Below are 11689 nucleotides of genomic sequence, written 5' to 3'. Positions count from 1 at the left end.
GGGTGCAGTTGTCGCGGCGTCCCGGACCGGCCTGTCCGGAGTTGCCGCCAAAGGCCGCGGAGTCGGCCAAAGTGATGCTGTCTTGTTACGCGATCTATGTTGTGCGCTTAGCCTGCGATGGTCGGGCAATGTGAGCCTGTATGGCGAGGCTAGGTCGCCGGGGGTGCTCTGGTCAAGGACTCATGATCAAACCCCCCGAACGGAGAGAAGTTGCATCGTCACCCAAAGGTGATGTCGTGTCGGACACGACGGGACAAACACGGCGAGGCACCCACCCCTAATCCGGATGTCGTGCCTGTTCAGCGACGGCGGCGCCCCTCGGCGAGCCCACTGTGTGACGACAACGACCCCACCTCCGCGCCCGGCACCCCGCCAGGCTCACCCCGACCAAGATCACACCCGTCCCGCCAAGATCGCGGCTCGCCCGCCAGGATCGCGCCGCCCGCCCCGCCCAGCGCCGTGCGCTCAGTGGGCGCCGGCCGCCAGCGCGGCGGTGACCAGTGCGGCATTGTGCGGCGCCGGTGTGCCGTCGGGCAGTAGGAGTGTGTCCTCCAGGCCGATCCGGGTGTGCAGACCGCGGCTGACCGCGTCGGCCAGCACCGCCCAGGTGGCCGGCCCTTCGGCATGCAGAAGCACCGGTGGGATTCCCCGCGACGGCAGGGCGTCGAGGATCCGCGCCGCGTCGGCCAACGCGACCGGCACCGCCTCGGCCATGCACTCGACGAGGATCCGGCCGGCCGGCACCCGCCACCCCCGATACGCCTCGACGGCGTCGAGCGTCCAGAGCCCCACCTCGACGAGCACACCCCGCCCGTGCAGGGCTGCGGCGACGGCCTCGGCACCCGCCTCGTGCGCGTTGACCGAGGCGAAGTCGGGCAGCACCGACCAGGCCCGGACGGCGGCCACCCGGTCGGCCGGGGCCGGCGCGATCCAGGCGCCGGTGCTCACCCCCACCGGCAGCCCCGGGCGGGTGGCGCGGATCGCGGTGAGCGCGTCGGCGATCACCTCTGGGCGCAGCGACTCGGCACCCGACGCGTCCCGGGGATGGACGTGCACGGCCGCGACGCCGAGCGCCGCGCAACGGGCCGCGTCGACGGCCAACTCCGCGGGCGTGACCGGCACCGCCGGGTGGGCGTCCCGGCCGCGCCCACCGTTCAGACACGCCTTCAGCATCGGACCACCCACCCCACCCAGCGCGGTTCTCAGTCGATCGGGCGGTTGTCGCGGTCCAACTCGCCCTCGGCGTCGGCGAGCGCGTCGGCGTCGATCTGCTCGGCGAACTCGGCCGCCTCGGCGCTCTGCGCCGCCAGCGCGTCCTTCACCGCCCGGATCGCCACGCCGGGCGGGTAGCCCTTGCGGGCCAGCATGCCCACCAGCCGGCGGAACACCGCGTCGGGCTCACCCCGGGCGGTGCGCAGCTTGCGGTCCACCAGGGCACGGGCGGTGTCCGCCTCGGTCTCCTCGTCCAGCTCGCCGAGCGCCTCGGTGGCCACCTCGCCGTCCACACCCTTGCGGCGTAGCTCGTTGGCGAGCGCCCGGCGGGCCAGACCACGCCCGGAGTGCCGGCTGGACACCCAGGCGCGGGCGAACGCGGCGTCGTCGATGATGCCGACCTCGTCGTACCGGTCGAGCACCTCGGCCGAGACCTCCTCGGAGATGCCCCGCTTGGCCAGCGCACCGGCCAGCTCGGCCCGGGTGCGGGGCCGGACCGCGAGCTGCCGCAGGCAGATCTCGCGGGCCACCTCCGACTCGTCACGAGGGGGAGACTCCACCGCGTCGGTCTCCGCGGAACGCCCACGGCGGCCTTGGCGGGGGCGGGGTGGATCAGGGGCGTCGCCCGTACGAGGTGGACTGGCATCCCAGCCCCGCCCCGTACGGGCGCGTCGTCCTGCCATGGGTCAGCGACCGGTCAGAAGTCGACAGGCGGCAGCTCGGGGCCACCGGCGGCGTCACCCGCGCCGACACCGACGCCGAGCTTCTCCAGGATCTTCTTCTCGATCTCGGCGGCCACGTCCGGGTTTTCCTTCAGGAACTCCCGGGCCTTCTCCTTGCCCTGGCCGAGCTGGTCGCCGTCGTACGTGTACCACGCTCCGGACTTGCGGATGATCGCCTGCTCCACGCCGACGTCGATCAGCGAGCCCTCACGCGAGATGCCCTTGCCGTACATGATGTCGAACTCGGCCTGCTTGAACGGCGCGGCGACCTTGTTCTTCACGACCTTGACCCGGGTGCGGTTACCGACCACGTCGGTGCCGTCCTTGAGGCTCTCGATGCGTCGCACGTCGAGCCGGACCGAGGCGTAGAACTTCAGCGCCCGACCACCGGTCGTGGTCTCCGGGCTGCCGAACATGACGCCGATCTTTTCCCGCAGCTGGTTGATGAAGATGGCCGTGGTGCCGGTGTTGCTGAGCACACCGGTGATCTTTCGTAGTGCCTGGCTCATCAGCCGGGCCTGGAGACCCACGTGGCTGTCGCCCATCTCGCCCTCGATCTCGGCACGCGGCACGAGGGCCGCCACCGAGTCGATCACGATGATGTCCAGGGCACCGGAGCGGATCAGCATGTCCGCGATCTCCAGTGCCTGCTCGCCGGTGTCCGGCTGCGAGACCAACATCGCGTCGGTGTCGACGCCGAGGGCCTTCGCGTACTCCGGGTCGAGCGCGTGCTCGGCGTCGATGAAGGCGGCGATGCCGCCGTTGCGCTGGGCGTTGGCCACCGCGTGCAGTGCCACCGTGGTCTTACCGCTGGACTCGGGGCCGTAGATCTCGACCACCCGGCCGCGCGGCAGACCGCCGATGCCCAGCGCCACGTCGAGCGCGATGGAGCCGGTCGGAATGATCGCGGTCTGGACGACCGGCCGGTCACCCAGCCGCATCACCGAGCCCTTGCCGAATTGCTTGTCAATCTGAGCGAGAGCAAGGTCGAGTGCCTTCTCCCGGTCAGGCCCTGCTGCCATGGTTGCCACCCCTGCCTTCGCCGGCGTCTTTGCTGAGCTTCGCGTCACGCGGACACGCTAGGCGCTGGGTCCGACAGAAAACCAGCCGACGGGCCGCGAGCTGTGGACGAGCACCCCGCTGTGGACAATAGCCGAACAGGTGTACGACTCGACAAGCGACACGCGGAAGCGACGAAAAGGCTGCTCAGCGTAGTCGGGCGGGCACGCGGTCGGGGTACGCGGCACAAACCGCCCGCCACACCACGTGCGTCTGCTCCCCCGACGCCAGGGCCTGCTCGATGGTCCGTCCGCCGAGCTGCGACAGCACCTGGTCGCGGGCGATGCTGGCCGCATAGCCGGGCCCGAACGCCTCGTCAAGGCGCGTCCAGAAGTCGGTCAGCCGCACAGTGATCAGCCCTCCTCGTCCGGTGCCCTGGTCGGCACCGGGCGCAACGCTAGCGCCACCAGGGGCACCGCCGCGACCGCCGCGAGCAGGGTGAGCACGGGATAACCGGCGAACTGCATGACAAACCCGCTCACCACGGCGGCAGCAGCCCCGGCCAACCCCATGATCAGATCGGACAGCCCCTGCACGCTCGGCCGCACGTCGGCCGGCACCGACTCGGACAGCAACGTCGAACCGGCCACCATCGTCCCCGACCAGCCCAGCCCGAGCAGGACCAGACCCACCGAGAGCCGTGGCGTGTGGTGCCCCGCGGTGCCGGCGACCGCGCAGGCGGCCAGCAACAGCCCAACCCCGCCGAGGATCACCGCCCGCCGGCCGAGCCGGTCGGTGAGCCAGCCGACCACCGGGGAGAACGCGTACATGCCGGCGATGTGCAGGCTCAACACGATGCCGACCAGGCGCAGCACGTCGGCGTCGGCGTGCGACTCACCGAGCCGGACCGGGGTCATCGCCATCACCGCCACCATCACCAGGTGACCCACCGCCACGGCGGCGATGCCGAGTCGGGCGGCGGGCTGTCCGCGTACCACCGACCAGGCCGCCCGCATCCCGGCGCCGCGCGGCGCGCGCACCTTGACCGGCACGGTGGTCGGCGGCGCGGCGCGGGTCGGCGGCGTGGCGGCCGCCGCGAGGCGCCGCGCGGTGAGCAGCGGGTCGGGCCGGAGCAACCCGAGGAGTACGGCGGCAGCCAGCACGAACGCGACAGCACTGAACGCGAACGGCCCGGCCAGCGGGGGCAACCCCCAGCCGGTGGTGACCCGGTCGGCCAGCGCGGCGAAGTTCGGGGCGGCCACCGCGCCGATGGTGGTCGCCCAGACGATCAGGGAGAGCTGCCGTCCTCGTCGGGCCGGCTCGGCGAGATCCACCGCCGTGTAGCGGGCCTGCAGGTTCGCGGCGGTGCCCCCGCCGAAGAGCAGCATGCCGAGGAAGAGCAGTGGCACCCAGCGGGTGGCCGCGGCCAGCACCACGAGTACGCCACCGACGGCACCCACCGCGTACGCCACCACCAGACCCGGTCGCCGCCCGTGCCGCGCCATGATCCGGGTGACCGGGACGGCGAGCAGCGCCGCACCGACCACGCCGGCGCTCTGCGCCACGCCGGCCACCGCCGTGCCGGCGATCCGCGTGGCGAGCAGCGCACCCACGGCGATGCCAATGGTCACGCCGACACCACCGATGATCTGGGTGGCGAAGAGCAGGCGCAGGGTACGACGCTGGATCGACGTGACGTCGGGGCTGGCGACGGTACGCGGCGCGGTCAGGTCGGTGGCCATCTGCGCTCCTCAGGAGGGGGTGACCCATCCTCGCGCACCGACGACGGCAAGCGGCAGTGGGTTTAGCCGACAGCCAACCCGAGCCGTTCCCACCCACCGCCCCGCGCCCGGCGGATGGGTGTCGTTCACTCGCGTGGTCTGGGTGTGGTGAGCAGGGATGCCAGTCGGCGGATCCGGTTCAGGGTGTGCACGGCGACGGCCACGCTGACGGCGGCGATCACGCTGATGATCACCGCGGCGCCCTCCCGGTCGCCGCCGAGGAGAGCGAGCAGGATCAGACCGAGGCACGTGCCCAGGACGACCGGCAGTCCCACCCAGGTCCCCCGCCGCTGCCCCGCCAGGTAGCCGGGCAACTCGGCGCGCACCCGGTCGTCCGCCGGCACGGTGCCCTCGCGCAGTGCCTGGCGCAGCGCGTACCCCTCCGGATCCCGCCGTGCCCCCGCCTCGCCCACGATCCGCTGGCTCAGGTAGATCGAGGGGACCGCCCAGACGACGCCCAGCGCGGCGTCCAGCACGGCCTCGACCAGCGACTCCTCCCGGTCGAACAGCCAGCCCACCGGCAACCCGATCAGCAGCGTCATCGGCACCCAGTAGACGGCCATGAGCTGCAGCCCGGGCGCCCGCCCGAGGAAGCTTCTCCATCTCTGACTGACACCGGCACGAACCGTCGCGCTGTCGACATCCATCGACCTGTGCTACCCGCCCACGGCAGCCGCGCAACCCCCCGCGCACCGTCGACCGTGGACGGTTTCGGTCAGCCGGCCATCACCCGCTGGTGCAGCGCGGAGATCGCCGACCGGGCTGCCACGAACGCGCCGTGTTGCCAGGCCACCTCGTGACTCAGCCAGTCCCCGGCGAAGTAGACCCGCCCCGCCGGCTGGAGGAGCAGGTTGTATCCGGGTGTGCCGTACCGGGGCGACGTCCAGGCGCCCTCGATGAAGCGGGTCCGGTCCCAGGCGTGGGAGTACGAGGTGACCAGCTCACTGCGGTACTTGTCACCGTGGATCTTCACACCCTGGCTGATCGCGCGCTCGCTGCGCTGCTCCGGCGCGAGCCCGCTGTACGCCCTGGCGTTCGCCCCGGTGTTGTAGTAGCCGACGACCAGGCCGCGCTTGCCGTGGAAGCCGTACGACGGGTACCAGATGTGTGACAGGTCCAGGTCGGTCTCGGTGATGCCGCCGTAGATCCGCTGGTCGGTCTCCCACCAGCGGCTGCGGTATTCCAGGCCGATCTTGCCGGCGGCGGTGACCGGGAAGTCGGCCAGGGCGGCGGTCACCGCTGCGCCGAGATTGTGCGGCACCCGGGCCATCAGGTGCGGCGGCAGCGCCGCCACGCAGTAGTCGGCGGTGATCTGCGACTGCCGGCCACCCTGGCGGTACGTCACCTCGACCCGGCTGCCCCGGTCGGTCACCCCGGTCACCTCGGCGTTGAGGCGTACCCGTCTCGTGCCCACGGCCTTGGCCAGTGCGCGCGGGATCTGGTCCATCCCGCCGACCGGCTGGAACATCAGCATGGCCTGGTCGTAGCCGAACTCGAACGAGAAGTACCGGCCCACGTTGCTGGCGAAGACGTCGGAGAGCGGCGGCGGCGCGCCGAGCAGGCTGCCCACGTCGTTGCCGGCACCGGGATACCCGGAGAAGCCGCGACGGTTGCTGCCGGTGTAGGCCCAGTCGCTGGCCCGCCCGCCGATCGCGCCGAAGCTCTGCAGGAACGACAGCAGCCGATCGCGGTCCTCGGTGGTGAGCCGGCCGTCCAGCGCACCCTGGTCGGTGGCCTTGGCGAGCAGTTCCGAGACGTAGCCGTACACGTCGGCCTTGGCGGTGCGGTACCGGACCGGCTCGGTCATCCCGGCGGACTCGTTGTAGATCCAGGCGTCGGCGTTCTGGTTGGTGAAGACCTCGATGGGTACGCCGAGCTCCCGGCAGTAGTCCATGGTGACCATCCACTGCGCGATCCGACCCGGCCCGGCGTTGAAGTAGACCCCGTCGGAGAAGCCGGCCCGTTGGGTGCGGCCGTCGAGGTCGGTCTCGACGTCGCCACCCCGGATGGTCAGGTTGCGCCCACCGACGCGGTGCCGCGCCTCCAGGACCGTGCAGTCATAGCCCGCCTTGCCCAGCTCGTACGCGGTGGTGAGCCCCGCGATGCCGCCGCCGAGAACGACCACGCTGGCACCGGACCGCCCGGTCAGGGTGAAATCCGATCGCTGCGGCGCTCGGAACGCGGGGGTTACCGATCCGGCCGCGCTGGGAGCGAGTCCCATGGCGCCCATCGTGGCGAGCATCGCACCGGCACCGCCGCTGACTCCGACCGCGCGCAGGAACCCACGCCGGCTGACCATCGACTGCGTCTCGTCGCTCATAACGGCCTCCCCTACAAGATCGACTCGTGTGAGTCTGTAGAGGACCTGTTACGCCGATCGCGCATTGACGTTTCTGGCGGGTATCGCCTCGCCACCCGACCGTACCGGCGATTCTCGACGGCGACCCGGCCGGGCCTCGGCGCGGGCCCCCGGCACGGCGGGGGCTGTCGGTTACCTACCCGGCGAGGGCACGGCTGGCGACGGCGAGGTCGGTGACCAGCCCTTCGTACGCCTTGTCCTGATCGTCGGCGCGCAGCACCGCGGACGGGTGGATGGTGGCCAACAACCGGGTCTGCGGCACGTCCGCCCGCTTCCCGGAGTCGTCCACCGGCACCCGCCGGAAGTCCTCCGGGTGCTGTGCCGACTCGGGCCAGGGCAGCAGCTCGCCCCGCTGCCGGGTGACCCGGAAGGACGGGCCGAGCAGCGCCTTGGCGGCGGTGGCGCCGAGCACCACCACGATCTCCGGACGCAGCCGGGCGAACTCGGCGACCAGCCACGGCCGGCAGGCGGTGACGTGCACCTGGTCCGGGGTCTGGTGGATCCGCCGCTTGCCGCGCAGGAGGAAATGGAAATGCTTTACGGCATTTGTGAGGTAGAGATGACTCGGGTCCAGCCCGGCGTCGTCGACCGCGCGGCGCAGCAGGCGTCCGGCCGGGCCGACGAAGGGCAGCCCCTTCTGGTCCTCCATGTCGCCGGGTTGCTCGCCGACCAGCACCACCCGGGCGCTCTCGTCGCCCCGGCCGAAGACCGTCTGCGAGGCGTCCCGGTACAGCTCACAGCCGCGGCAGCCACCGGCCGCGGTGCGCAGGTCGTCGATGGTGTCGGCGTCGGGCGGGATGAACCGCTGGGCGCCCGGAGCGCTCCCGGTCTGCTCGGCCATGCCGACTGTTATATACCCGTTGGTTGCCCGGTGCCGGGTACGTCCTCGGCGCGGTGCCGCGACACGAGGAGCCGCACCCGCGTCAGTACCCGTTACCGCCGCCATCCCCACCAGAAGCGATCGCGATCAGCACGATAATGATGATGATGATCGCCACCGCGACCGCGATCCAGACTCCCTTACGTGCCCCACCTGAAGCCATGACCCCACCTCCGGCGCCCCGCATACCCGCCTCACCCGCCCCGAATCCCCGCGATCCTGCACTTTCTGCCCGGACAACTGCCGTGTTGATCGACATAAAGGCGACAGAAAGATCGCGGGGGGCGGAGGGCGGGGCGGGCTAGGTCTGGAAGCCCTGGGGTGGGGTGGGGTTCTGGGCTTCGGCCAGGGCTGCCGCCAGGGGGGCCAGATCCTCGGTGGCCAGTGGGCTGACGCAGATGCGCACGGCGGGAGGCGCGGCGATCCGGTAGAGGGCGCCGGGCGCCACCGCCCAGCCGGCATCGCGCAGCGCGGTGACCACGCTTGTCTCGTCCGCCACGGGCAGCCAGACGTTGATGCCGCTGCGGCCGTGCGCGGTCAGGCCGTGCGCGGCCAGTGCGGCCAGCAGCCCCGCACGCCGCTGCTCGTAGCTCAGCGCCGCCCGCCGCACCTGCTCGGTGACCGCCGGATCCTGCCAGAGGGCGAGCACCAGCCGCTGCAACACGGTGGAGACCCAGCCGGCGCCGACCCGGGTGCGGCCGGTCACCCGGGCCACCGTGGTCTCGTCGCCGACCAGCACCGCGAGCCGCAGGTCCGGGCCGAACGGCTTGCTCACCGAGCGCACGAAGGCCCAGCTCGACGTCGCCCCAGCCAGCGGGTGCAGGGGTACGCGGGCCAACTCCGCGGCGTGGTCGTCCTCGATCAACAGCAGGTCCCGACGGCCGGCGAGCAGCGCTCGCAGCGCGCCGGCGCGGGCGGCGGAGACGGCGGCGCCGGTCGGGTTCTGCGCCCGGCTGGTGACCACCAGCGCCCGCGCCCCGGCGGCCAGCGCGGCGGCCACCCCGGCCACCAGGGGACCCTCGTCGTCCAGCGGTACGCCGATCGGGCGCAGCCCCAGCGCGGCGACCAGGTCGAGCAGGTTGGCCCAGCCCGGGTCCTCCACCGCCACCGCGTCACCGGGGCGCAGGTGTGCGCCGAGCAGCCGTTCGATGCCGTCCAACGCGCCGCCGGTGAGGGTGAGCTCCCCGGTCGGTACGCCGTCGGCGCCCAGCCGGAGGCGAGCCTCCTCGGCAAGTTCCGGTAGCACCCCGGCGTCGGAGTAGCCGATCGACGGACCGTTGTCGGCGGCGAGGGCCGCCAGGTGCGGGCCGAGCGGGGGGAGCAGCCGGGGGTCGGGTTCGCCTCGGGACAGGTCACGGGCGCCGGGCAACGACGGAGGACGCAGCGCCGAGCGCCGGGCGGCCACCGGGGGACGCGGACGCACCCGGGTGCCGTGCCGCCCGGCGGTGGCGAGCAGGCCGCGCTGGCGCAGATCCTGGTACGCGCGGGCGACGGTGGCGGGACTGACGCCCAACTCGGCGGCGAGCACCCGCACGGGCGGCAGGGCGGCACCCGGCGGTAGGGCATCCGTACGGATGCCGGACTCGATGCTGGCCGAAATCTCGACGGCCGTCGTACCGGTGAGCTGATAGTGTGCTGACACAAACAAGAGATTGTACTAGAACAAAGGGGCGAGCGCATGTACCCACCCACCGCCCGGACCACACCCCACCGTTCCCGCGACAAGATGAGCTACGACCGGGCCGCCGCCCACGCGGTGCTCGACGAGGCGTACCACTGCGCGTTCGGCTTCGCCGTCGACGGCCAGCCGCGGGTGCTGCCCACCCTGCACGTCCGCATCGGCGACACGCTCTACCTGCACGGCTCCACCGGCAGCCGTCCGCTGCTCGCGGCCCGGGGTGACGGGCTGGAGGTGTGCGTCACGGTGACAGTGCTCGACGGCCTGGTCTACGCCCGCTCCCAGTTCCACCACAGCGCCAACTACCGCTCGGTCGTCGCGCTCGGCACCGCCCGACTGGTCACCGACGAGCGGGAGAAGCTCGCCATGCTCACCGCGCTTGTGGAAAAGGTCGGCACGGGACGCAGCACCGCCACCCGCCCGCCCAGCCGTCGCGAGTTGGCCGAGACCGCCGTGCTGGCGCTGCCCCTGCACGAGGTGTCCGTCCGGACCCGCAGCGGCGGGGTCCGCGAGGACGAGGCCGACCTGGACCTGCCGCACTGGGCCGGCGTGCTGCCGCTGCGGATGACCGCCGGGCAACCCGAGCCGGACGCCGGGGTCACCGCACCACTGCCGGCGTACCTGCGGACGGCCCGCACACCCTGGCACGACCCCGTGCCGCTGCGCGGCGAGCACGTCCGGCTGGAGCCACTGGAGTTGGCGCACACCGACGAGTTGCACGCCGCCACGGCGGACGCGGAGGTCTGGCGGCACCTCAGCGTCGCGCCGCCCACCGCGCCCGCCGAGACCGCCGAGGTGATCAACACCGCCCTGGCCGCCCAGCACCACGGCGAGCGGGTGGCCTGGGTGCAGCGCTGCGCGGCGACCGGGGCCGTGGTCGGCAGCACGTCCTACTACGAGATCGACCCCCAGCGGCGGTCGGTGGGGATCGGGCACACCTTCCTCGGCCGGCCCTGGTGGCGTACCGGGATCAACACCGAGGCGAAGTTGCTGCTGCTCAGCCGGGCCTTCGACGACCTGGGCGCGGTCCGGGTCGTCTGGCACACCGACATCCGCAACGTCCGCTCCCAGGCGGCCATCGAACGGCTCGGCGCCACCCGGGAAGGGGTGCTGCGGATGCACCGGCAACGCCCGGACGGCTCCTGGCGGGACACCGTGCAGTACGCGATGACCGTCGACGAGTGGCCGAACGCACAGGCCAGGCTGCGAGAAAAACTTCTGCGGACGGCACCGGTGGCGTGATGATGGCGGGCGTGCTGGGGATCACCGACATCTGGACGTACGTGCTGGGCACCGTGGCCATCATCCTGCTGCCCGGGCCGAACTCACTCTTCGTGCTCTCCACCGCGGCCAAACGGGGCGTCGCCGTCGGCTACCGGGCCGCCGGTGGGGTGTTCGTCGGCGACGGGGTGCTGATGGTCCTCTCCGCCGCCGGAGTGGCGTCGCTGCTCAAGGCGTACCCCCCGCTGTTCTTGGTGATCAAGTACGCCGGCGCCGCGTACCTCGGTTATGTCGGGTTGACCATGCTGCTCGGCGCCGTGCGGCGCTGGCGTGACCGCAACGACCCGAGCACGCCGCGGCTCATCGACGCCGCGGAGCCGGCGGCGCTGCGCAGCCCGTTCCGCAAGGCGCTGGTGATCAGCCTGCTGAACCCGAAGGCGATCCTGTTCTTCATCTCGTTCTTCATCCAGTTCGTCGACCCCGGCTACGCCTGGCCGGCGTTGTCGTTCCTGCTGCTCGGGCTGATCGCCCAGGTGACGAGCGCGCTCTACCTCACCGCGTTGATCTTCGCGGGCACCTTCCTCGCCACACAGTTCCGCCAACGCCGCCGACTGGCCGCCGGCGGCACCACCGCCGTGGCAGCCCTCTTCCTGGCCTTCAGCCTCAAACTAGCCACCGCCAGCGCCGGCTGACCCCCAGCGCCCGGCCCCGCGCTGGCCAGCCCCGCGCCGGCCGGCCCCGCGTTGATCATGGGGTTATAGCCACTCGCCCCGGCGTGTCGGGACTATAACCCCATGATCAACCGCGGGGGGTGGGGGCGGGGGTGGGGGTGGGTGG

The 11689-nt window shown here is 72.2% G+C and carries 11 protein-coding genes; 2 read left to right on the top strand and 9 right to left on the bottom strand.

Annotated features, from left to right (window positions below; translation table 11 throughout):
- Positions 1 to 465 precede the first annotated feature (465 nt).
- The 9 genes from AB0B14_RS34285 to AB0B14_RS34245 all read right to left on the bottom strand — a co-directional run bounded on the left by AB0B14_RS34285 (position 466) and on the right by AB0B14_RS34245 (position 9595).
- Positions 466 to 1173 (bottom strand): 3-keto-5-aminohexanoate cleavage protein, encoded by a 708-nt coding sequence (locus tag AB0B14_RS34285; protein ID WP_357526232.1) that lies wholly within the window; start codon positions 1171 to 1173, stop codon positions 466 to 468.
- 29 nt (positions 1174 to 1202) lie between these two features.
- Positions 1203 to 1895 carry a regulatory protein RecX gene (locus tag AB0B14_RS34280; RefSeq protein WP_357526230.1) on the bottom strand — a complete coding sequence of 231 codons (693 nt, stop codon included), beginning with the start codon at positions 1893 to 1895 and terminating at the stop codon, positions 1203 to 1205.
- Positions 1896 to 1909: 14 nt separating this feature from the next.
- Complete coding sequence (gene recA / locus AB0B14_RS34275) at positions 1910 to 2956, bottom strand: recombinase RecA (protein WP_007456801.1); 1047 nt, start codon at positions 2954 to 2956, stop codon at positions 1910 to 1912.
- A 184-nt stretch (positions 2957 to 3140) separates the two neighbouring features.
- Positions 3141 to 3341: a DUF3046 domain-containing protein gene (locus AB0B14_RS34270; protein ID WP_030489422.1), complete on the bottom strand. Its 201-nt coding sequence runs from the start codon at positions 3339 to 3341 to the stop codon at positions 3141 to 3143.
- A 5-nt stretch (positions 3342 to 3346) separates the two neighbouring features.
- The gene (locus AB0B14_RS34265) at positions 3347 to 4675 is read right to left on the bottom strand and encodes an MFS transporter (RefSeq protein WP_357526228.1); all 1329 of its coding nucleotides are present in this window, start codon (positions 4673 to 4675) and stop codon (positions 3347 to 3349) included.
- A 125-nt stretch (positions 4676 to 4800) separates the two neighbouring features.
- The gene (locus AB0B14_RS34260; RefSeq protein WP_357526226.1) at positions 4801 to 5361 is read right to left on the bottom strand and encodes a hypothetical protein; all 561 of its coding nucleotides are present in this window, start codon (positions 5359 to 5361) and stop codon (positions 4801 to 4803) included.
- A 68-nt stretch (positions 5362 to 5429) separates the two neighbouring features.
- Complete coding sequence (locus tag AB0B14_RS34255; protein WP_357072846.1) at positions 5430 to 7034, bottom strand: flavin monoamine oxidase family protein; 1605 nt, start codon at positions 7032 to 7034, stop codon at positions 5430 to 5432.
- A 175-nt stretch (positions 7035 to 7209) separates the two neighbouring features.
- Positions 7210 to 7914, bottom strand: coding sequence for a UdgX family uracil-DNA binding protein (locus AB0B14_RS34250; protein WP_357526224.1), 705 nt, complete (start codon positions 7912 to 7914; stop codon positions 7210 to 7212).
- Between the two features lie 340 nt (positions 7915 to 8254).
- Positions 8255 to 9595: an aminotransferase class I/II-fold pyridoxal phosphate-dependent enzyme gene (locus AB0B14_RS34245; protein ID WP_357526222.1), complete on the bottom strand. Its 1341-nt coding sequence runs from the start codon at positions 9593 to 9595 to the stop codon at positions 8255 to 8257.
- Between the two features lie 36 nt (positions 9596 to 9631).
- On the opposite strand from AB0B14_RS34245, the gene AB0B14_RS34240 reads away from it, so the two are divergent.
- Together AB0B14_RS34240 and leuE are read left to right on the top strand one after the other, a co-directional pair.
- The gene (locus tag AB0B14_RS34240; RefSeq protein WP_357526220.1) at positions 9632 to 10873 is read left to right on the top strand and encodes a bifunctional pyridoxamine 5'-phosphate oxidase family protein/GNAT family N-acetyltransferase; all 1242 of its coding nucleotides are present in this window, start codon (positions 9632 to 9634) and stop codon (positions 10871 to 10873) included.
- Positions 10873 to 11544, top strand: coding sequence for a leucine efflux protein LeuE (gene leuE, locus AB0B14_RS34235; RefSeq protein WP_357073013.1), 672 nt, complete (start codon positions 10873 to 10875; stop codon positions 11542 to 11544). Before AB0B14_RS34240 ends, leuE begins: the two co-directional genes overlap by 1 nt.
- The last annotated feature ends 145 nt before the right edge of the window (positions 11545 to 11689 follow it).

This window comes from Micromonospora sp. NPDC049171, from assembly GCF_040648275.1.
GTDB lineage: Bacteria > Actinomycetota > Actinomycetes > Mycobacteriales > Micromonosporaceae > Micromonospora.
Note: the sequence above shows the minus strand (reverse complement) of the source record. Positions and strands in the feature narration are given on the sequence as shown.